This is a genomic window from Granulicella sp. 5B5 (assembly GCF_014083945.1).
Lineage (GTDB): Bacteria > Acidobacteriota > Terriglobia > Terriglobales > Acidobacteriaceae > Granulicella.
Genome location: NZ_CP046444.1, coordinates 2,051,553 through 2,072,161, shown reverse-complemented (window position 1 = coordinate 2,072,161; position 20,609 = coordinate 2,051,553). Strand labels below are relative to the sequence as shown.

Below are 20,609 nucleotides of genomic sequence, written 5' to 3'. Positions count from 1 at the left end.
TTCAATCTGAAGATGAGGTGCGCTTATGCGAGCGTTGCGTCCAGGGTGATGGTGGCGGCGGCGAGCAGGCGCGAGATGGGGCAACCGGCCTTGGCCTTCGCTGCGAGCTCTTCAAACTTGGCTTGGTCGATATTGGGGACGGAGGACTTGTTGATGAGGTGGATCTTGGTGACGGTGGGGCCGCCGGGTGTGCTGGGGTCGAGTGTGACGACTGCGGTGGTGTCGACCGAGGTGGCGACGAAGCCTTCGGTGGCGAGCATGTTGGCGAAGGCCATGGAGTAGCAGCCGGCATGAGCGGCGGCGATCAACTCTTCGGGGTTGGTGCCGGTGCCTTCTTCAAAGCGGCTCTTGAAGCTGTACTGCGTGTCCTTGAGCGTGTTGCTTTGGGTGGTGATAGCGCCGTGGCCGGACTTGAGGTCGCCGTTCCAGAGGGCTGATGCTTTGCGGTCCATGTGAATCTCCTTGATGGTTCAGATGCGAAATGGGTAGTGCAGGGTGCGTGCAAAAGGCGCTCACGCAGAGTGCGCAAAGTTGGCGCTGAGTTGCGCCACGATACCAGTGGCGACACAAGGATTCTAGCTCTAACTGGCGTGCAGGTAGATGAAGCGGGAGAGAAAGATCAGAGCGAGGAGGTAGAGCATCCAGTGCTGGCGGCGGCCGCGACCGGTGGCGAGCTCGAGCACTGCGAAGCTGATGAGGCCGAAGCTGAGGCCGGTCGCGATCGAGTATGTTAGCGGAATGGTGATGAGCGTGAGGAAGCTGGGTATGGCGATGCAGGGATCGTCCCAGTCGATGCGCGCAGCGCCGGCGACCATGAGCGCGCCGACAAGGATGAGTGCGGGAGCGGTGGCGAAGTCGGGGATGGCTCCGACGACGGGCGCGATGAAGATGGCGAGCAGAAACAGGATGCCAGTGGTGATGGCGGTGACGCCGGTGCGGCCACCGGCTGCGACGCCAGCTGAGGACTCGATGTAGCTGGTAACGGTGCTGGTGCCGGCGAGTGAGCCTACGACGGTTGCTGTGGCGTCGGCGAAGAAGATCTTGTCGAGGCGCGGGATGGTGTGGTCTTCGCTGATGAGGCCGGCGCGTTCGGTGACGGCGACGAGCGTGCCGATGTTGTCGAAGAGGTCGACGAAGAGGAAGACGAAGATGATCTCGAGCGCGTTCATCTTCAGCGCGCCGCGGATGTCGAGGTGCATGAAGGTGGCGCGGATGGCGAGCGGGTTGAAAGTGCTGGGCTGGTATTTGACCTGATGGAAGAGGATGCCCACGGCGAGTGTACCGAGGACGCCGATGAGCATCGACGCCTTGACCTTATAGGCCTGCAGGATGGCGATGAGCAGGATGCCGAAGACGGCGAGCTGTGGGGCGTGCTGGTGCAGATCGCCGAGTGTGACCGTGGTGGCGGCGCTGCGCACGATGATGCCGCTGTTGACGAGGCCGATGAAGGCGATGAAGAGGCCGATGCCTCCGGCGACGGCCGCGTGCAGTTGGTGCGGAATGGCAGCGACGAGGCGCTGGCGGATGCCTCCGAAGGTAAGCAGCAGAAAGATGATGCCGGAGAGAAAGACGGCGCCGAGCGCGGTCTGCCAGCTGACGCCCATGCCCTTGACGACCGTGTAGGTGAAGTAGGCGTTGAGGCCCATGCCCGGCGCGAGCGCGAGTGGGTAGTTGGCGAGTGCGCCCATGAGGATGCTGCCGAAGGCCGCGCAGAGGCAGGTACTGGTGGTCACGGCGGCGAGCGGCATCCCGGTCTGCGAGAGGATCGCAGGGTTCACGAAGATGATGTAGGCCATCGTGATAAAGGTGGTGAGGCCGGCGAGCATCTCCATGCGCCAAGTGGCCTGGTGTTCGGTGAACTTGAAGTAGCGTTCGAGGCTAGCTCTCATGCGCGGCGGAAGGGCCCTTCGAGGTGCGGGGATTTTGGGTGGCGAGAACAGGATACCTGAGTGGAAACTCTGCAACTCAACTTGTCCTATCATCAGTTGCATAGAGACGACGACCGAAGGCGCATGGCTCTTCGCCCCGCGAAAACTCAGTCATGGCGGAGCACGGACGGAGCAACGTATCTACTGGAGCCGGAAGAGCGTTCCGGAACGGCTTGCCGCCGCGACGGAACTGACCAGACGCATGTACCGGATGCGGGGACTCGACATCGATGAACGAAAAGCAGATTTCACTCCTAGCCGCGTTCGCCGACGCCAAAGTTGAATACGCAGTGGTCGGCGGGGTGGCGGTGAACGCCCACGGCTATGTGCGCGCTACCGAATGAGCACCGGCCCGGTCGATGCCAAGGCGTTAGGATGAAGGCATGACAGCAGACGAGGTGAAGAAGCTACTGAGTTTGCAGCCTCATCCACGCGAAGGAGGCTGGTACGTGCGCACGTGGAAGGCGCCGGAGTGGGTGGCGGTGGATGAGCGTTACGACGGGCCGCGGCGCACGTCGACAGCGATCTACTACCTGCTGGAGCCGGCGACCTTCAGCGAGATGCACACGCTGCAGAGCGACGAGATATTCCACCACTATCTGGGCGATGCGGTGGAGATGCTGCAGCTGTTTGCGAATGGCTCAACGCAGGTGACGGTGATCGGCAAGGACATTGCAGCAGGGCAGAAGCTGCAGCACGTGGTGCAGCGCGGAGTATGGCAGGGGTCGCGATTACTGAAACCCGCAGGATGGGCGCTGCTGGGCTGCACGGTGAGCCCCGGCTTTGAGTTTGTGGACTATCAGGACGCCAGCGCCGAGGAGTTGATCGCGAAGTGGCCGGGTGAGGCCGAGCGGGTTCGTGCCTTGACGAATCGCTGATCCGCAAAGCTATTGCAGGCGAGCTTCCTTCTCCCAGTCGTCGAAGAAAGCTTCGACCTCCGGTTCAGAGACCAGCTCTCTCCGCTCGGCCTGAGCCAGGCTGTGTTGCAGACGCTGGGATTGCACGGCTGTGAGTTGTGGTTCGGTAAATCGGAAGGAGAGATAGGCGTCCATCGCTTCGGCAAGAATGTCCTGAATGGCACGATCGTCGCGCAGGGCGAGCTCCTGAAGTTCTGCGGCGTACTTTTCGGGCACTTCAAGCTGGGCCATAATGAACACCTCACTGTGAGTAGGTTGCGACGGGCGTATTGGAATGTCAATGCCGTTAGCCGACGCCGATGTCCTCGTTCCAGAGCGCGGGGTGTTCGGCGATGAACGTGCGCATCATCTCGATGCACGCGGGGTCGGCGAGGTCGATGATCTCGATGCCCTGCTCGCGCAGCCAGTATTCGCCACCGGAAAAATTCACGCTCTCGCCGATGACGACAGTCTGAAAGCCGAACTGCTTCACCAGTCCAGAGCAGTACCAGCAGGGCGCGAGCGTGGTGACCATGATGAGGTCGCGATAACTGGTTTGACGGCCGGCGTTGCGGAAGGCGTCGGTTTCGCCGTGGATGCTGGGGTCGCCGAGCTGCACGCGCCGGTTGTGGCCGCGGCTGACGAGCGTGCCGTCGCGATGGAAGATAGCGGCACCGATGGGGAGACCGCCTTCAGTAAGGCCGGTCTGGGCTTCTTCGTAGGCGGTACGGAGCATGGCAGCGTAGTCGGGTGTGGTCACATAGATGAGGATATCGTGGGGGCGGGAGTGGAAGAGTGAACGGCAGCGAGCCAAGAAAACGCTTTCTCGGGTACAATTTCCGCGTGCCGTCACCAATCCTTTTTGCGAGATGAACTCCATGATGCCCCGACTTACTGCGATGGTCCGAGTTGCCGCCTGCGCGTGCGCAGCTGCCGCGTTTGTTCTCCCCTGTGTCGCGCAGACCGCGCCGGCGACGCTGACGATCGACACCCAGGGTTCAGGCAAGCCCGTCAGCCCAATGCTCTACGGCCTGATGACAGAGGAGATCAACCACTCGTACGATGGCGGCCTCTACGCGCAGCTGCTGAGCAACCACACCTTCCGCAACAACTGGGACGGCGTGGAGAGCTGGGACCTTATCCGTAACGGCGACGCTGCCGCATCGGTGAAGCTGGATAAGGAGACTGGTCCGAGTGCGGCGCTGCCCACCAGTTTGAAGCTCACGGTCGAGGCGGCATCGAAGGGCAGCGAGGCTGGCGTGAGCAACGCGGGCTACTGGGGCATCCCAGTGCGGCGGCGCACAACGTATCGCGGCAGCTTTTATGCAAAGAGTGACGGCGTAGGCCCGGTGACGGCGAAGCTTATCAGCGACGACACCGGCGCGGTGCTGGCGGAGACCACGGTGCCCGTCGAAGGCAATGCGTGGAAGGAGTACAAGTATGCACTGAAGGTGGGCGCGGCGACGGAGTCGGCGAAGAACCACCTTCAGCTGACCGTTGCGAAGCCCGGCTCGCTGTGGCTGCAGCTGGCGACGCTCTTTCCGCCGACGTACAACAATCGACCGAACGGTCTGCGCATCGACCTGATGGAGAAGATGACGGCGATGCACCCGCACTTTGTACGCCTGCCTGGCGGCAACTATCTTGAAGGCGACACCATGAAGGATTGGTACAACTTCAAGGAGACGATCGGCCCGCTAGTGGACCGTCCCGGGCATCAGGCACCTTGGACTTACTGGTCGACCGACGGACTTGGCCTGCTGGAGTTTCTGGAGTGGACCGAAGACCTACACGTGGAACCGGTGCTCGCGGTGTATGCGGGCTATGCATTGCGGCACCAGATTGCGAAGCCCGGCAAGGACCTTGAGCCGTATGTGCAGGCCGCGCTCGATGAAGTGGAGTATACGACCGGCGATGTGAGCACGAAGTGGGGCGCCCAGCGTGCAAAGGACGGCCACCCAGCGCCGTTTCCGCTGCACTACATCGAGATCGGCAACGAGGACTGGTTCGACACAACCGGTAGCTACGATGCACGATTTGCGCAGTTTGCACTGGCGTTGCGCAAGAAGTATCCGCAGTACAAGCTAATTGCGACGGCGCCAGTAAAGGAAAATGAAGGCGCCGAGCCGGATGTGATCGACGACCACTACTACAAGAGTCCGTCGGACATGTTCAACCTGGTGGGCCACTATGACAACGCTCCGCGCACTGGCCCCAAGGTGTTTGTGGGTGAATGGGCCACGCGGTCCGGCTCGCCGACGCCGAACTTTGGTGATGCGTTGGGCGACGCCGCGTGGATGACCAGCATGGAGCACAACAGCGACCTGATCGTGATGGCGAGCTACGCGCCGCTGCTGGTGAATGTGAACCCCGGCGCAATGCAGTGGCCGACGGACCTGATCGGCTACGACGCGCTGAAGAGCTATGGCTCGCCGAGCTACTACGCGCAGGTGATGTTCGGTTCGCACATCGGCACGAGCCAGCCACCCAGCAAGATTGAGGGAGCGCATGAGCGTTTCTACTACTCAGTGACGAAGGACGACAAGAACCTCTACGTGAAACTGGTGAACGCTTCGAGCGCTCCTGAAGCGCTGGCGCTCGATTTGAAGGGACTCGGTACGGGAGCGCACGTTGCGAAGACCACGACGATGCACGCGGCGAGCTTCGAGGCGACCAACTCCATTACTGATCCGGAGCGCATTCATCCGATGAACGGAGAGGCGCGGTTTACCGGCGCGAAGCTGGAGCGCACGCTGGCACCCTACACGATTGAGGTGATGGAGATTCCGCTCCAGTAATCAGTAATGGAGCGAAGTTCCGCTACTGTGCCGGGCAGGCGCAGGCCGTAAAGGTCTTGGCGTGGTCATGCACCAGCGAGCAGGTGTAGATGGGCCACACGACGCTCATCGCCGCGGCCTTCAGGTTCAGGCCCGCACTTGGCCCACCGACGAAGTAGTGACTCTCATAGGCCTGGCTCGCGGCGGTCTTGCTCTGCGGGTCGGTGAGAAAGCCGTTCGTCAGCGCGGTGAGCGAGGCGGCGGAGTAGTCCGGCTCGTTGTAGGTGGTCGAGTACGTGTACTCAAGCGACCAGGTCGTGCCGACGCCGGTCTGGTTGCTCGCTGCGTAGACGCTATAGTCCATCAGCATCGACTTCGCAGGATCGACCACGCCAACGGTGAACGACGGATTGTTGCCGTCCACGGGCGAGATGGACGGCACAAGCTTGCCGGGAATGCCTCCGTCGCTGGTCTTGCCTGCGAACAACCGCATCTCGTCCATGTGCGTGTGGCCCAGCAGCACCAGCGAGATCGCGTCCGCGTTGTCGCGCAGTGTGTCCGCAAACAGGTTGGAGCCGAGGAACTCAGTCGGCTTCGAGTACTTGCAACTGGTGTTGTCGCCCTTGTTGGCCTTGGTGAACGTGGAGTAGGCATCGATACCTGGCGGAATGTGTGCCATCACCCACACGCGGTCGCCCTTGCTACGGGCGTCGGCGAGCTCCTTGTTCAGCCAGTCGATCTGCTCCTTCGCTTCTTTGTCGGAGTCCTTGCCGCCACAGGTCTCATACTTCTTCGATTCGAAGAGGTCTTGCATCACCAGCAGGCGTGTGTGTTTGAAGGGCTTGGGCAGGTCCACCCGGTAGTCGCCCAATGCGGAGAAGTCCTTCAACACCTCCTTCGCATTGCTCTTGTCGAGCACGACTTGGCTGAAGCTCTTGCCGTCGGCTTTCAGGTAGTCGCTTTCCTCGGTCTCGCGGTAGTCTTTGCAGCCGGAGTCGTTGTTGCCGAGCGCGAAGTACAGCGGCGCCTTCGGGAAGGTACCGTGTAGTTGCTGCGTGACGAACGTGACGGTGTTCGCAGCAAATGCGCTGTAGTCGTCCTTGCTGCCGTTCGGCACCAAAGTTTTATACCGGCAGTCGAACTGGTGGGCCATCAGGTCGCCGGAGATGGTAACGAAGAGCGGCTTGGCGAGCTGTGCGTGCTGGGCGGTGAGCGCCGAGGTTAGCAGCGTGTAGTCCGTGTCGATGCCCTTGGCTCCGCATGTCTTCTGCAGGTTGTCGAAGGCCTGCTGCGCCGCGGGTGTCATCGGTGTCGCAAGGATCTTCGGCCAGTCCTTCACCTTTGCCTTCACCAGCTGCGGCACCAGCGTCGGATCGTGAAACGGATCGAAGTGAATGTCCGAGAGCATCAGGATGTTCTCGGTCTGCGAAGAAGATTTATGGGCAGCAGGCGACTGCGCGGCAGACAGGGCTGCTGTGACGGCGAGCAGGCAGATAAGAAGACGGCGCATCGGAGACCTCGAGTGTTGAACTAGCAGCGGAACACTAGTGTAGCTGGCGTGTGTGAATCCGCGTGCGGTCTAATAGTGGGCATGAGACGGATTGCGTTTGACGAGCTGCGGGGACGGATCGAAACGGTACTGCTGGGGTTGGGTCTGCCGCCGGAGCGGGCTGCGCTGGGTGCGCGGCTGACAGCAGAGACGGACCGTGATGGCGTGAAGACGCACGGCATTGCGCGGCTGCCGCGGTTCGCGGCGCAGGTGCGCGCGGGGTTTATCGCGCCCGCCGCGGTGCCGGAGTGCGTGGCGAGCTTCGGCGCGATCGAGCGCTGGGCCGGCCATCGTGGGCCCGGAAACCTCGCAGCCCATGCGGCGATGCAGCGCGCGATGCAGCTGGCGCAGGACCACGGCATCGGCTGCGTGGCCCTTGGCGACACGTCGCACTGGATGCGCGCCGGCAGTTACGGCTGGATGGCCGCGGAGGCGGGCTACGCCGCGATGTGCTGGTCGAACACGCTGCCAAACCTGCCGCCGTGGGGCGCAAGCACGCCCGCGCTGGGCAACAATCCGCTGGTGGTTGCGGTGCCGCGCTTCGGCACGGACGCACATGAGCCCATCATGCTCGACATCGCGATGAGCCAGTTTTCGTATGGCTCGCTGAGTAGCTATGCAGCGCATGGCGTGGCACTCCCGGTGCCTGGTGGCTTTGACGAACACGGTGTGCTGACGACCGATGCTGCGGCGATTGAACGCACGCAGCGCGCGCTGCCGATTGGCTTCTGGAAGGGCTCCGGCCTGAGCTTTGTGCTGGATGTGCTGGGCGCGATGCTGAGCGGCGGCAAGGCAACGTATCAGTTTTCGCCTAATGCGTTGGAGGAGGTTGGGCAGTCGCAGGTCTTTCTCGCGATAGCACCCGCAGCGGTGAGCGCGGTGGAGCAGATGCGAACGGTCGTCGACGGCGCTATCGCCGCAGTACACGCAGCGACTCCGGTAGAAGCAGGCAAGCCCGCACGCTATCCCGGTGAGGGGGCGCTGCGCATCCGCGAGGAGAGCCTGAAGCTCGGTGTCGCGGTAGAAGAAGCTGCGTGGGAAGGTCTGTTGACGCTCGAAGAGGAGATGCTGAAGTGACCTTCACCAAGCGGCTTCGGGACGGCGTACGCAGTGGAGAGATCACCTGCAGTGTGCGCATCTGGATGAGCCCCCGCGTCACAGTCGGCAAGCGTTATCAGATGGAGGAAGGCGAGATCGAGGTAGACTCGATTGAGCCGATTGGGCTGCCGGACATTACGCCGGAGTTGGCGCGCGCCTCCGGGTTCCTGGGAGTGCTGGACCTGTTGAAGGTCGCAAAGCACGGCAAGGGTGACAGGATTTATCTGGTCCGGTTCCACTACATCCCGCCTTCCGCGCGCCTGCGTACCCAACGTGCGGAAGGCTGAATAGATTACATATTGGTGTGGCCGCCGCGCATCTCTTCGTTGAAGCTCGGCTTGATGAAGAGCAGCGCATCCGCAACGTGCGCGCGGTAGGTGTCTTCCTGTGTGCGCAGCGTGTCGGTCGCGGTGGCCCACTCGCCGCTCTCGTCAAGCAGCAGCAAGCCTTCCTTCACTAGCGTTGCCGCGTTCTGCTTCAGCTCCTCGGCGGTGGTATTCAGGTACTGCGCATCGCGCGGGTCCGCGATCCACACCGGCTCGCCGCCACCCAGAATGTGCGAGAGCCAGAAGACCTTCGCTGCCAGGTAGTCGTGGCGCTGCTTCTCCGTAGTGTCGTTGAAGCTGAAGCGCTTCTTCCATACGGAGAAGTAGCGCGTGGTCACGGGAACAGGCTGACGGTTGCCGCTCTTTACCAGCTCCAACTGGCCCTGGTCGAGCGTCTTGCGCACGGCGTTGTAGATAAAGCCTTCGGCAAACGGCTGCTCGCGCGAGACCAGCGTCTCCGCAAACGTCTGCGTCAGCGAGGCGGAGATCTTGGCATGCAGCGGCTGCGTGCGCGAGACCTCGGTGCCGTCTTCGAGATTGATGTTGCCGTGCACGATATACGTGTCCGCGCCGGACGTGGAGCCGTGGAACGGCCACGCGTACCCACCAAAACTCAGCGGCAGGCCGGAGAGAGTGAGGTATTGGTCGGGGTGCGGATTGCGCAGACGATGCGCTGCCTCATCGAAGAAGGTCTTGAAGTGCGAGACGAACTCAGGGTCCGCTGCGTTGAAGGCGGCACTCAGCTCAAGCACCTGCGACTTCGCAGGATTGGAGACCAGGGCGATGACGGCGCGGGTGGTGGGCGTTCCGGTAAAGTCGGTGCCGGGCTCGACGGCGGTGAGGGTCAGGCCGGCGGACTTGGCGGCGGCTTCGAGCGCGGGTGCGGGTGCGGCGATGGTGCTCATGGGGCGTTCCTCGGGTTCAGGTTTCGAGTTCTATTTTACCGGCTCGACCGTAAATTTACCGGTTCGGCTGTAATGTGCGCTCAAAGAACGCCGCCGTGGCCGTATACGCGGCGAGCCAGTCCTTGTGCAGCAGAAATTCGTGGACCTCGTCCGGGAAGATGAGTTCTTCCACATCGACCTGCTGGCCTTTAGGCAGGGTGGCGTTGCGTGCGCGCAGAGCATCGGCCAGTCGCGGCGTCTGCGCGTAGGCGACGGAGGGATCGTTGTCGCCGTGAATCAGTAGGATCGGCGAATGCCAGTGGCTGATGTCGCCCAGCGGGCTGCTGGCGAGCGCCTCTTTGGCGATGGCGTCCTGCTCCGCGTTGTCACCGCGCTTCCAGTCGCCAGCATTGTCTTCGAGGTTCCAGTCATGCACGCCGTGGAAGTCGACACCCGCTGCGAAGATATCGGAGTTGCGCGCAAGCCCCAGCGCCGTCAGATACCCGCCATAGCTGCCACCCCACAGCCCGATGCGCTTCGGATCGACATCAGGCCGCGACTGCAGATACTTTGCCGCCGCGAGGATGTCGTTGTACTCCGCCGCGCCGGTTGCACCTTCATGGCCGCACTGCCGGAAGTCCAGCCCGTACCCGATGCCGCAGCGATAGTTCACACTCAGCACAATGAATCCGCGCGAGGCGAGATACTGGTTCATCGCATAGGCGTTCGAGTAGTACTCCATCGCTGGATAGCCAAGCAGCATCTGCCGTCGCGGACCACCGTGCATGAAGATGAGAGTTGCATGTTTCTTAGTGGGGTCGAGGTGCGCAGGCAGGAAGAGTTGGCCGTGGATCTGGAGGTTATCGGTGGAAGGAAAGAGAACTTGCTGCGGAGCGACAAGTGATGCTGCCGGGTAGCTGCTTGGGAGTCGATTCAGGCTGGTTCGCTCCGCGCCGCTATTGGTCACCAATATCTCGACGTGGGCCGGTGTGTGTGTGTCGGAGGCCAGTACTGCAAGCGTGTTTCCGTCTGCACTCAAAATGGGATGCGTATCAGAGCTATGGGTCTCGTGCTCCTTTGGCGCCTCCCCAGTGTGGGCGAGATTCAATTGCCAGATATGCCGCCGGTCAGCGTCCGTAGCCTCCGGAAGCGGATCGTTTGAGCTCCAGACCAGGACATTGTCGTGTGCATTCAGGGCCGCGCCTTCGACCTCAACGTTCCCGGGTGTCAATAAAGTGGCTAAGCCAGAAGACGGATCGAGAAGGTAGAGATGGTCCCACCCATCGGCCTCGCTATAGAACACAATCTCGTCCTTCGCATCCCAAAGCAGATACGGCACCTCATCATCCGGAATCGGCAACACGCTCCCCGGCTTGTTTGGCTCCGGTGAGTACGCAGTGCGCGTCGTGCCCGCCGCAATATCCAGCAGCTGAATCGACCACGGGTTGGCGCTCACGCGGTTGAGCGCGAACTCGGCGGTATCAGCAGCGGTAAAGGGTACACGCAGCCATGCCAGGTACTTGCCATCGGGCGAGAACGCTGGCGCGGAGTCGTCGCCGGTGCTCGGTGCAGGGAAGCTGAGCGTATGCGTCGTCAGTGAGTACAGAGCGAGAAGTGTGTGCGAAGGCTCGTTGGCTTCATGGCGACGGCTGATGAAAGCGAGCGTCTTGCCATCGGGTGAGAGCGTGAGTGAGCCGACGCTGCCGCGGTCGTAGACAAGCTGATGCGGGGTCTCCGCACCCGCGCCAAGACCGGCGATCCAGATCTGGCCGTCGCGCACGTAGAACAGTCTGCGGCCATCGCGTGAAAAAAGCGGGAGGCGGCCTTCGCCGATCACTATAGGCTTCGCAGTTGCGTCCGTCGGCTGCACGATCACGGTCAGCGGCGTAGTCCGTTGCAGATGCGCCGGGTTCGCTGGCTTGCCGTCGGCGCCGCTCTCTGCACCGTAGGTGTACGCGATGAACTTGGTATCCGGCGACCACGTGAGCTGACGTATGTCCTGCCCATCGTCCTCAGTGTTGTGCGTCAGCGAGCGTGCCGGGATGTCCTTGCTGCCGACGTAGAGATTGTGTCGTCCTTCGGTATCCTCCACCCACGCAAACAGCGGCCCCGTAGGCGCGGCGGTGAGCTGGTTAGCATACGGTGCGCTCATTACTTGCTGCAGCGTAAAGGGCTTTGCATCCTGTGCGACAAGCGGAGCTGCGGCAACCACGGCGAAGAGGACAGAGCAAAGAGGTCTCATCCCGAGAGGATAACTGAGAGGCAGGAAATAGGGAGTAGGGAGTAGAAAAAGCAAAGGGTCTCGACATGCGAGGCCCGCTACTTACTACCCACTACTTCAAGCCGCTTCTCTCTGCGCCTTCAGTCGCTCGGCGGTATCGTGTGCGATCAGCGCGTCGATCGTGGGCTGCAGCAGGCCTTCCATCACCATCGCAAGCTGGTGGTTGGTCAGCCCGATGCGATGGTCCGTCAGCCGGTTCTGCGGGAAGTTGTACGTGCGGATCTTCTCGCTGCGATCGCCGGTGCCGATCTGCGCCTTGCGGTCGGCAGCCTGCAGCTGATGCACGCGCTCGGCCTCTACCTCGTACAGCCGCGAACGCAGCACGCGCATCGCCTTCTCGCGGTTCTTGATCTGCGACTTCTCGTCCTGGCAGCTGACCACGGTGTTCGTCGGCAGGTGCGTAATCCGGATCGCCGAGTAGGTCGTGTTCACGCTCTGTCCGCCGGGGCCCGATGAGCAGAAGGTATCGATGCGCAGGTCTTTCTGCTCGATCTTGATGTCGACCTCTTCGGCTTCGGGCAGCACGGCTACAGTGATGGCCGAGGTATGCACGCGGCCTTGCGTCTCGGTCGCCGGCACGCGCTGCACGCGGTGCACGCCGCTCTCATACTTCATCTGCGAGTAGACCTTGTCGCCTTCGAAGATCGCCGTGATGTCCTTCAGGCCGCCTACATCGGAGTCGGTCTGTGAGAGCACCTCGACCTTCCAGCGATGCTGTTCGGCAAAGCGCAGGTACATGCGGAAGACCTCGGCGACAAACAGCGAGGCCTCATCGCCGCCGGTGCCCGCGCGCAACTCGATGACGATGTTCTTGTCGTCATTCGGGTCCTTGGGCAGCAGCAACACCTTCAGCTCTTCTTCCACCACGGGCAGCTTAGGTTCCAGCTCGGCGAGCTCCATCTCTGCCATCTCGCGCATGTCCGCATCGCCCAGCATGGACTTCGCATCGGCGATCGCGTCGCGCAGCTTGCGGTACTCGCGAAACTTCTCCACCGTCGGCTCCAGGTCGCGGTGCTGCTTGGAGACCTTGCGGTAGTTCTCCTGGTCTTTCACGATGTTGGGATCGCCCAGCTGGGCGCCCAGCTCTTCATAGCGGGCTTCGAGTTGATCGAGACGGTCGAACATTGCTGGCTCCTCCTGCGGAGTCGCAGGGAAATAAGGAATAGGGAATAGAAAGGCGCGACGGATTAGGCGCAGCTAGGCAAAGTCGTGACGGAGAGTCACGCGGGGAGCACACACCGAATTTGCGCTGGCACAAATCATCGTCTTTTTAGATGATACAGCCATCGCTAAGGTTTCGCGGGGGCCGTCGGAGCTGTCTTGCCCGTGGCGTAGGCGGGCACATGGGTGGTGAACCGCGGCCAGATGAACTCGCGAATGAGCCCCTGGATGGCCTTGCCGCCGATGCCGACACCCACATTCAGCCCAGCCAGCTTGCCCGGCCCGTCCGACGCCGGGTGGTACAAGCTGGAGAGCGCGCCACCCGACGCGGCGCCCAGCAGGTAGGAGTAGTTGAACTCGTTCTTCCCGTTGTCGCCTCGCGTAATAATCCCCGACTCGATTGCGTGCAGCACGCGCTTGCGCGTCGAGCTCGTCGGCCCAAGGTAGAAGTAGCGCGGGTCCTGGTGGAAGATCGAAGGGTAGATCGCGTAACTGAAGCCGCGTGTCAGCAACTCGTCGCCGTACCCTGCGGCGTAGCGCTTGCCGTAGCTGGCTGCATCGCTGTTGCCCCAGCTCGGGAAGGTGTCCTCATACTGCTCCGCGCCTGCGGTAATCGCCACGGAGAGGAACGCGGTCGGGTCGATCAGGCTGCGCATGGTCAGCTTGAACTTCTGCCGAGTGTCCAGCGGCGCGGCGTCATACACAAAGCTGGTGAAGAAGTTCGGGATGATGCCGATCACGCGTTGCTTGGTCTCCAGGTCCAGCTCCTGCTCGGCCACCTGCTCGGAATTCGCCGAGACATTCACGCTGGTCGAAGCGGCCACTGCCAGAGCAATCGGCGGCAGGTCGTTGTGCTGGCCCGGCAGCTCCACAATCGGCTGCGAAAGATAGGTCTTTAAATTGTGTGCGGAGACCAGCACGGTATACGTGCCACCCGTGACGCCCGCGAACAGAAAATGTCCGGCCGAGTCGCTCGTCTCCGCACGCAGATGGGTGTGACCCTTCTGCTCCAGCGTCACGATCGCGCCGGGAACCAGGTCTCCCTGGGCGTCTGTAACCGTGCCTTCAATCAGGCCGGAGCTGTCCTGTGGGGACGCGGCCATCTGCTGCAGCGCGTAGCCAGGATCGTCAGGCAGAGCAGAGCTGGAGACGAGCGTCTGCGCCGATGCGCACGCTGCGAACGCAAGCAGCAACGAGAGCTGAATCGCAGAAGAGTTCGAAAAAGAGCGGAGGCGATGCTGATCAACAGTTGTGCGCGTGCATTGCATGTCTACTATCACCCTAGCGAATATATGAGGCGCGCAACCGGAGCCTGCTCCATGGATTCTCCTTCAACCTGCGGCGATTTGCATGACATCGCCGTCATCTTGCGTGTGTTGTCAGCGTTACGACTCTCATTGGATACCGATGGTGAGCCAAGACCCTGTAAGTGCCATCACTTTGGCACCTCAGGCATACTGGTGACCGGCCCAATAATCACCGTCGCTGTAAACAGCTTGCAGCCTGTATAACGGGACTCAAAGCGGTCGAGAAACCGCCCGTTGGGCCGCTCCGAGACCAGATGGCTCGACAGCGGATACGTCACGCCATTCAGCGTCACCGGCACCATGTCCACTTCGGCGTGCGGAATCAGGTGATAGACAGCCGCGCCATAGGCGGAGACATTGCGCTCGATGTGCTTCAGGTTGCCGTCGTCATCCAGCAGCGCAAAGCCCGTTGTGCCCGCGCTGCGGCAGTGGCTGTCCGCGGCAGCGTTCGGCGCAGCGGTAAAGTCCACGCGGTTGCCCGCCAGCGTGTAGACGTAGCATCTCTGCTGATCGGGCAGAAAGTAGCTCACCGCCTGCAGAAACCCGCCCTGCGCGTAGGCGGGCATCGTAAATCCATTGGCGTCGAAAGGCTTGCCGTTTACGGTCAGGAACTCCGCGGACTCAGCCAGCTTGCCATCGGCAAGCCGCCGTACGCGCAGGTTCGCGGTGAACTCCACATGCCGCAGCACCTTCGCGGGTTGGTCGTGCCTGCCCTCGCGCAGCTCATCGCTGTTGGCCTTCTGCAGGCAGGTAAAACTCGGCAGGGAGCGGTCAAGCGCCGTCGCCTGCGCGCCCAGATGCACGAGCACGTCCGCCAGCCTATCGCCAGACGCGGGCTGCTGCGCGTGCAGCCATGCGGCAAGCACAGCGACAGCCAGCGAGATGAGCGTTCGGCGAGGCAGGGTGGCAGGGTCTCCAGTTCAGCTTCGATTGTAGGAGCATCCCCTACTTTGAGCGGATGAAGCTGCATAGGCGATGCTAGTGGCATGGCACTGTTCGCACAGCTCGCGACCCTGGCGGAGACGCTCGCGGCCGAACCCGGCCGCCTGAAGAAGCGCGCGGCCATCGCCGAAGCTGTGCGCGCGACGCAGGCCGCCAGCGGCAGCGACGACGCTGGCCTGCTCTGCCTCTACCTCGCCGGGCAGCCTTTTGCGGAGGCCGATCCACGCAAGCTCAGTGCTGGCGGAGCTCTGTTATCGCGCGCGGTCAAGGCTGTCTCCAGCGCAACAGACACAGAACTCACCGCCGCCTATCGCCGCCACGGCGACATGGGCGCTGCCGCCTCTGATGTCTGGCCCGACGGCATCGCCGAAACGCTTACCTTGGCCGAAGTCGAAGAGGCCTTCGCGGCTATGGCCATCGCGCGCACGACTGCCTCGCGCGCCGCTCTCGTCGAAGGCCTGCTCCGCCGCGCCACCGCGCTGGAGGCCAAGTACCTGCTCAAGCTCATGCTCGGCGACATGCGCATCGGTGTAAAGCAGAGCCTCATTGAAGAGGCCATCGCTGTCGCCGCGGAGGCGGAGCTCACCGCCATCCGCCACGCCGTGATGCTTGAGGCTGACCTCGCCCGCGTCGTCCGTATGGCCTTCGCCAGCACGCTCGCGCAGGCCCACATGCGCCTCTTCCACCCGCTCGGCTTCATGCTCGCCTCACCGGTGGAAATACCCGAGGAGGCCGTCGAGCGCTTCACCGGCAAGCCGCTACCAGACGCTGAAGCCAGCGATGCGCCGCGCATCCATGCTTTCCTCGAAGACAAGTTCGACGGCATGCGTGCGCAGCTGCACTGCGGCGACCCCACGCAGCCGGGCCGCGTCGCGCTCTACTCCCGCACTCGCGAGGAGATCACAGAAAGCTTCCCGGAGCTGGTCGAAGCCCTGCAGCAAGCTCTGCGCGGGCGAAAACAGCCACTGATACTCGACGGCGAGATCCTCGCATGGGACTTCGCCGCCGAGAAGGCGTTGCCCTTTGCGCGGCTCGGCCAGCGCATCGGCCGCAAGCGCATAGACAGCGCTATGCGCCGCCAGGTCCCCGTCGTCTTCATGGCCTTCGACATACTCTTTCAAGGCGAAGATCTGCTGCTCGCCCTCCCGCTGCACGAGCGGCGCGCGCGCCTCGAACAGGTCATCGCGCAGCTAGGTCCCAAGGCCGTCGCACCGCTCGACGCCGACCACGACACCGCACAGGGCAGCCTCTTTGTATCTGCAAACCCCGCCGCGCCGCTGCAGCGCCTGCGCCTCTCGCCCACGCAGCGCGTCGAGAGTGCCGAGCAGATCGACCGCGCCTACGCCGAAGCCCGCGCCCGCGCCAACGAAGGCGTCATGCTCAAGGCCGCCAAGTCCGCCTACCAGCCCGGCCGCCGCGGCCTCGCCTGGGTCAAGCTCAAGCGCGAGCTCGCCACGCTCGACGTCGTCATCACCGGCGCCGAGTACGGCCACGGCCGCCGCGCCGGCCTGCTCTCGGACTACACCTTCGCCGTGCGCGGCATCTCTGCCACTGGCGAGCCTGAGCTGCTTAACGTCGGCAAGGCCTACTCCGGCGTCACCGACGCCGAGATCGCCGAGCTTACCGCCTGGCTCAAGGCGCACACGCTGGTCGACCGCGGCCACTTCCGCACCGTCGAACCCCTCCGCGTGCTCGAGGTAGCCTTCAACAACATCATGCGGTCTGACCGCCACTCCAGCGGCTTTGCCCTGCGTTTTCCGCGCATCCTCCGCATCCGGGACGACAAGCCGGTCGAAGAGATTGACACCCTCGAACGGGTCGAAGCCATCTACGAGTCGCAGCCTGACAAAGATAGTACAGAGCTTGAGTCCGCCTCCCGTTCTGAAGAACCTTCCATAAACCCCGACGATCCATCCCCTAAACTACGAAAATCAAAGGCTTAAGCCCGCAGTTACCATCCAGGCACCGCAAACGGACTCCGATGATTGGGCGAAGGCGCTTTTCAGGGTAGAATCGTGAAACGAAATGACGAATGGCGTTTTCGATATGTCCCCCGCCATTTGCACGACCCACGCAGCGAACGTCTCACCTGCCCTAATTGTCTTCTGTGTCGCACCTTTTCTTCTTGGAGAACCTCCGTTGATCCATCTTCGTTCTGCTCGCACCCTTTCTTTGTCCAGGTTCCTCTCGCGCAGGACGGCAACGGTCGCACTTAGTGCCGTCGTTCTCTGCTGCCTCTCCGCAACAGCCTCTGCCCGCCACCCACGGGTGCACGCGCACAGCAGCCACGCCATGGCCAGCATCCTTATGCTGCCGCTGCTGCCTCCCGGCGTTCTGCCTGATGCTGACACCGAGCTGCCGACCGACGGCAAGGAATACTCCCTGCGCCTGGCCGCCATGCACACCGGCGAGTCCATCGACATCGTCTACCGCATCGGCGACACCTACATCCCCGAGGCGCTCGACAAGCTCAACACCTTCCTCCGCGACCACCGCACCAACGAGGTCACGCAGTACGACCCCAAGGAGTTCGACCTCCTGCACAACCTGATGGCTCGGCTCGGCAAGCCCAACGGTATCGTCGATATTGTCTGCGGCTACCGCACCGCCGAGACCAACGAGCTGCTCCGCGAGCAGGCTGCGTACACAGGCGTCGCTGAGCACTCGCAGCACATTCTGGGCCATGCCATCGACATCCGCGTGCCTGGCGTGCCCACCGCGCGCCTCCGCAACGCAGCGCTCAGTCTCGACGCCGGTGGTGTCGGCTACTACCCCAAGAGCCAGTTCGTGCATGTGGACGTAGGCCCCGTCCGCCAGTGGACCTTTGCCGGTGGACGCAACCACATGGGTCGGCGCCGCCATCGTGTCTCGCGCCGCCACACCACTTAGCGGCAAGGAGTATGAATAATGGGTAGAGGGCGGCCACTTTGGCCGCCTTTTTGCTTTTCTCTACTCCTTACTCATTACTCTCTATTCCTTGCCGCATTGATAATGGACGACAGTGAAAAGCTGGATTGAGATCTCGAGTACAAAGCTGGTAGAGAACCTGCGCGCGGTGCAGTCTGTAGCCGGTACCTCCGTGGAGACGCTGGCCGTCGTCAAAGCCAACGGCTATGGACACGATGCAACCGTCATCGCCCCGGTGCTGGAGTCCGGCGGCGCCCGCTGGCTCGGCGTCACGGATGTCGAGGAAGGCGCGCGCGTTCGCCAGATCCTTGGCCACGGGGGCACACGCATCCTCGTCATGTGCGGCATGGACTTGAGCGACGCACCGCAGATCGTCGCGCACGGCCTCACCCCTATCGTCTGGACACCCGAGCACATCGGCGCCATGGAGCGTGCCGCGCGGGGCGTCGGCCATCGCGCCTCTGTGCATCTCGAGATCGACACCGGCATGTCGCGCCAGGGCATCGCCATCGGCACGGAGCTGGACAAGGTGCTCGAGCGCCTCGCGGCCTCGCGCTGGGTCTCCTGCGAAGGCGTCATGACGCACCTCGCCTGCGCCGAGTCCGCTCCTGGTACACCCGGCTCCGCTGTCACCGCCGCGCAACGCAAACGCTTTGCCGCTGCGCTCGAACAGGTCACGGCCGCCGGCATCAAGCCCGAGCTCATCCACATGGGCAACACCTCCGCGGTCGATGAGGGCTCCACGATGAAGTGGATTCGCGACGCTGCAAAGAAGCTCGGCGCCCGCGCCATGGTGCGCACCGGCCTCGGTCTTTACGGAGACACGCTGTCCCTCGAAGGTGAGGCCACCGCAGCGCTGCATCCACGGCTCTCGCCCGTGCTCACCTGGAAGACCCGCATCATCGGCCTCCGCGACATCCCTGCAGGTGCTACGGTCGGCTACGGCGCCACCTTCACCGCGCAGAAGCCCATGCGCCTCGCGCTGCTGCCCGTCGGCTACGCGGATGGCTTTCGCCGCGAGGCTTCTTCGGGCGTCGGCAACGGCTGGGTCATGCTTGCGGGCAGGCAGGCGAAGGTCATCGGCCGCGTCTCCATGAACCTCACCGTCGTGGACATCACCGGCCGCAAAAACATCGCCATGGGCGACGAGGTCGTCCTGCTCGGCGAAGGCGTCACCGCGGACGACCACGCCCGCTGGTGCCACACCATCCCCTACGAGATACTCTGCGGCCTCCGCGGACATGTTCATCTGGCATAAACGTGCCCGTCTTGCCGCCCCGCTACACTGCCAAAATAGTAGACCGGAGCGGTAAACTAGTCAGATGGTTTCAAAGCTGTACGCAAAGTGGATGTACGCGTGGGAGTACGCCCTCACCACCCGCGACTCGAACCGCATCGAGCGCCCGCTGGAGTGGGGGTTCGACCACCTCGCCGACCTCGGCGGGCTCGAATGGCAAGCCCGCGTCGACCGCGGCGAGCTCTCCGCCCTCGACGCCATGACCGGGCTGAACCAGCAGATGCTGGCCGACACGCACGCCACCTTCGCCTACACCACGCCCACCAACTTCCGCATCGAGCAGCGCCACCCCGAGCTCTACCCCACCAATGTCCGCCCCGAAACCCTCGAGCAGGACCGCGAGTGGAAGCGCCGCGCCGAGGTCGGCGAGCTGCGCCGCGAACCGTTCCTGCGCTTCACCTCCGCCGTCCGCACGCCGTACCCGGAGAACGACGAGGTCAACGCACGCTGGTACCCCGCAGAGCACAAAGACAAATCGAAGCCGCGTCAGGCCATGGTCATCATGCCGCAGTGGAACGCCGATGCCTTCAGCCACAATGCGCTCTGCGAGATATTCAACCGCTTCGGCATCTCCTGCCTGCGCCTCTCCAAGCCCTATCACGACGTCCGCCGCCCCAAAGAGCTTGAGCGCTCCGACTACGCCGTCAGCTCCAACATCGGCCGCACCCTCGCCGCCTGCCGTCAGGCCGTCGCGGACGTCCGCAGCTGCATCGACTGGCTCGAATCACAAGGCTATGAGCAGTTCGGCGTGCTCGGCACCTCGCTCGGTAGCTGCTACGCATTTCTCGCCGCGGCGATGGACCCACGCATCCGCGTCTGTGCCTTCAATCACGCCTCCACCCAGTTCGGCGACGTCGTCTGGACCGGCCAGAGCACGCGCCACGTCAAGTCCGCTTTCGAGCACGCCGGCCTCTCGCAGCAGCAGGTGCGCGGCCTCTTTGACTGCATCAGCCCCATCAACTACATGCAGCCGTTCGCCGCCGCGCAGCGCCGCACGCTCGTCATCCACGCCACCTACGACCTCACCTTCATCCGCGAGTTCTCGCTTGAAGTCCTCAGGAACTTCGACACCCACCACATCAACTACGTCAGCAAAGTGCTCCCCTGCGGCCACTACACCACCGGCGAGTTTCCCTACAAATACATGGACGGCTGGTGGATGGGCTCCTTCATCTACAACTCATTCAAGCGGCTGGCGGCGGAGTCGTCCGCGTCTGCGCACGGTTCTGCGCAGGGAATCGAAAGCCATTAGCTCG

Annotated in this window: 18 protein-coding genes; 8 read left to right on the top strand and 10 right to left on the bottom strand. The window is 62.9% G+C overall.

Annotation, left to right across the window (positions count from 1 at the left end):
* Positions 1-23 precede the first annotated feature (23 nt).
* Both GOB94_RS08690 and GOB94_RS08685 read right to left on the bottom strand, forming a co-directional pair.
* Positions 24-458: an OsmC family protein gene (locus GOB94_RS08690; protein WP_182278536.1), complete on the bottom strand. Its 435-nt coding sequence runs from the start codon at positions 456-458 to the stop codon at positions 24-26.
* Between the two features lie 123 nt (positions 459-581).
* Entirely contained in the window at positions 582-1,889 is a 1,308-nt protein-coding gene (locus GOB94_RS08685) for an NCS2 family permease (protein ID WP_182275566.1), read from the bottom strand.
* Between the two features lie 422 nt (positions 1,890-2,311).
* Between GOB94_RS08685 and GOB94_RS08680 the strand changes: the two genes are divergently transcribed.
* Positions 2,312-2,806: a cupin domain-containing protein gene (locus GOB94_RS08680; RefSeq protein ID WP_182275565.1), complete on the top strand. Its 495-nt coding sequence runs from the start codon at positions 2,312-2,314 to the stop codon at positions 2,804-2,806.
* Positions 2,807-2,815: 9 nt separating this feature from the next.
* On the opposite strand, the gene GOB94_RS08675 is transcribed toward GOB94_RS08680, so the two are convergent.
* Both GOB94_RS08675 and GOB94_RS08670 read right to left on the bottom strand, forming a co-directional pair.
* Positions 2,816-3,076, bottom strand: coding sequence for a hypothetical protein (locus GOB94_RS08675; protein WP_182275564.1), 261 nt, complete (start codon positions 3,074-3,076; stop codon positions 2,816-2,818).
* A gap of 55 nt (positions 3,077-3,131) precedes the next feature.
* Positions 3,132-3,638 (bottom strand): nucleoside deaminase, encoded by a 507-nt coding sequence (locus tag GOB94_RS08670; RefSeq protein ID WP_255483756.1) that lies wholly within the window; start codon positions 3,636-3,638, stop codon positions 3,132-3,134.
* A gap of 64 nt (positions 3,639-3,702) precedes the next feature.
* Between GOB94_RS08670 and GOB94_RS08665 the strand changes: the two genes are divergently transcribed.
* Complete coding sequence (locus GOB94_RS08665) at positions 3,703-5,622, top strand: alpha-L-arabinofuranosidase A (protein ID WP_255483755.1); 1,920 nt, start codon at positions 3,703-3,705, stop codon at positions 5,620-5,622.
* A 22-nt stretch (positions 5,623-5,644) separates the two neighbouring features.
* On the opposite strand, the gene GOB94_RS08660 is transcribed toward GOB94_RS08665, so the two are convergent.
* A complete protein-coding gene (locus tag GOB94_RS08660) occupies positions 5,645-7,111 on the bottom strand; it encodes a metallophosphoesterase (protein WP_182275563.1) in 1,467 nt (488 codons plus the stop codon).
* Between the two features lie 81 nt (positions 7,112-7,192).
* Here GOB94_RS08660 and yiaK point away from each other — a divergent pair, with 81 nt between their 5' ends.
* Both yiaK and GOB94_RS08650 read left to right on the top strand, forming a co-directional pair.
* Entirely contained in the window at positions 7,193-8,227 is a 1,035-nt protein-coding gene (gene yiaK, locus GOB94_RS08655) for a 3-dehydro-L-gulonate 2-dehydrogenase (protein ID WP_182275562.1), read from the top strand.
* Positions 8,224-8,535 carry an ASCH domain-containing protein gene (locus GOB94_RS08650; protein WP_182275561.1) on the top strand — a complete coding sequence of 104 codons (312 nt, stop codon included), beginning with the start codon at positions 8,224-8,226 and terminating at the stop codon, positions 8,533-8,535. The genes yiaK and GOB94_RS08650 overlap by 4 nt, the downstream gene beginning before the upstream one ends.
* A gap of 5 nt (positions 8,536-8,540) precedes the next feature.
* On the opposite strand, the gene GOB94_RS08645 is transcribed toward GOB94_RS08650, so the two are convergent.
* From GOB94_RS08645 to GOB94_RS08625, 5 genes are all read right to left on the bottom strand, one after another.
* A complete protein-coding gene (locus GOB94_RS08645; RefSeq protein WP_182275560.1) occupies positions 8,541-9,479 on the bottom strand; it encodes a hypothetical protein in 939 nt (312 codons plus the stop codon).
* A gap of 55 nt (positions 9,480-9,534) precedes the next feature.
* Positions 9,535-11,610, bottom strand: a complete 2,076-nt coding sequence (locus GOB94_RS08640) for a prolyl oligopeptidase family serine peptidase (RefSeq protein WP_182275559.1) — start codon at positions 11,608-11,610, stop codon at positions 9,535-9,537.
* Between the two features lie 186 nt (positions 11,611-11,796).
* On the bottom strand, positions 11,797-12,864 hold the full coding sequence (gene prfA, locus GOB94_RS08635; protein WP_182275558.1) for a peptide chain release factor 1: 1,068 nt from the start codon (positions 12,862-12,864) through the stop codon (positions 11,797-11,799).
* Between the two features lie 164 nt (positions 12,865-13,028).
* Entirely contained in the window at positions 13,029-14,168 is a 1,140-nt protein-coding gene (locus tag GOB94_RS08630; protein WP_182275557.1) for a carboxypeptidase-like regulatory domain-containing protein, read from the bottom strand.
* Positions 14,169-14,335: 167 nt separating this feature from the next.
* The gene (locus GOB94_RS08625) at positions 14,336-15,073 is read right to left on the bottom strand and encodes a hypothetical protein (protein WP_182275556.1); all 738 of its coding nucleotides are present in this window, start codon (positions 15,071-15,073) and stop codon (positions 14,336-14,338) included.
* Between the two features lie 120 nt (positions 15,074-15,193).
* Here GOB94_RS08625 and GOB94_RS08620 point away from each other — a divergent pair, with 120 nt between their 5' ends.
* The 4 genes from GOB94_RS08620 (at position 15,194) to GOB94_RS08605 (ending at position 20,605) form a co-directional block, all read left to right on the top strand.
* Entirely contained in the window at positions 15,194-17,092 is a 1,899-nt protein-coding gene (locus GOB94_RS08620) for an ATP-dependent DNA ligase (protein WP_182275555.1), read from the top strand.
* Between the two features lie 349 nt (positions 17,093-17,441).
* On the top strand, positions 17,442-18,038 hold the full coding sequence (locus tag GOB94_RS08615) for a DUF882 domain-containing protein (RefSeq protein ID WP_182275554.1): 597 nt from the start codon (positions 17,442-17,444) through the stop codon (positions 18,036-18,038).
* A gap of 112 nt (positions 18,039-18,150) precedes the next feature.
* Positions 18,151-19,314, top strand: coding sequence for an alanine racemase (alr, locus tag GOB94_RS08610; RefSeq protein ID WP_182275553.1), 1,164 nt, complete (start codon positions 18,151-18,153; stop codon positions 19,312-19,314).
* A gap of 64 nt (positions 19,315-19,378) precedes the next feature.
* Positions 19,379-20,605 (top strand): alpha/beta hydrolase family protein, encoded by a 1,227-nt coding sequence (locus tag GOB94_RS08605; protein ID WP_182275552.1) that lies wholly within the window; start codon positions 19,379-19,381, stop codon positions 20,603-20,605.
* The last annotated feature ends 4 nt before the right edge of the window (positions 20,606-20,609 follow it).

Bases quoted from the DNA above. Each gene is read 5' to 3' on its own strand.
- GOB94_RS08660 (WP_182275563.1), bottom strand. From the start codon at position 7,111: ATGCGCCGTCTTCTTATCTGCCTGCTCGCCGTCACAGCAGCCCTGTCT.
- GOB94_RS08630 (WP_182275557.1), bottom strand. From the start codon at position 14,168: ATGCAATGCACGCGCACAACTGTTGATCAGCATCGCCTCCGCTCTTTT.
- prfA (WP_182275558.1), bottom strand. From the start codon at position 12,864: ATGTTCGACCGTCTCGATCAACTCGAAGCCCGCTATGAAGAGCTGGGC.
- GOB94_RS08640 (WP_182275559.1), bottom strand. From the start codon at position 11,610: ATGAGCGCACCGTATGCTAACCAGCTCACCGCCGCGCCTACGGGGCCG.
- GOB94_RS08675 (WP_182275564.1), bottom strand. From the start codon at position 3,076: ATGGCCCAGCTTGAAGTGCCCGAAAAGTACGCCGCAGAACTTCAGGAG.
- GOB94_RS08605 (WP_182275552.1), top strand. From the start codon at position 19,379: ATGGTTTCAAAGCTGTACGCAAAGTGGATGTACGCGTGGGAGTACGCC.
- GOB94_RS08620 (WP_182275555.1), top strand. From the start codon at position 15,194: ATGGCACTGTTCGCACAGCTCGCGACCCTGGCGGAGACGCTCGCGGCC.
- GOB94_RS08645 (WP_182275560.1), bottom strand. From the start codon at position 9,479: ATGAGCACCATCGCCGCACCCGCACCCGCGCTCGAAGCCGCCGCCAAG.
- GOB94_RS08685 (WP_182275566.1), bottom strand. From the start codon at position 1,889: ATGAGAGCTAGCCTCGAACGCTACTTCAAGTTCACCGAACACCAGGCC.
- yiaK (WP_182275562.1), top strand. From the start codon at position 7,193: ATGAGACGGATTGCGTTTGACGAGCTGCGGGGACGGATCGAAACGGTA.
- GOB94_RS08665 (WP_255483755.1), top strand. From the start codon at position 3,703: ATGATGCCCCGACTTACTGCGATGGTCCGAGTTGCCGCCTGCGCGTGC.
- GOB94_RS08615 (WP_182275554.1), top strand. From the start codon at position 17,442: ATGGCCAGCATCCTTATGCTGCCGCTGCTGCCTCCCGGCGTTCTGCCT.
- GOB94_RS08680 (WP_182275565.1), top strand. From the start codon at position 2,312: ATGACAGCAGACGAGGTGAAGAAGCTACTGAGTTTGCAGCCTCATCCA.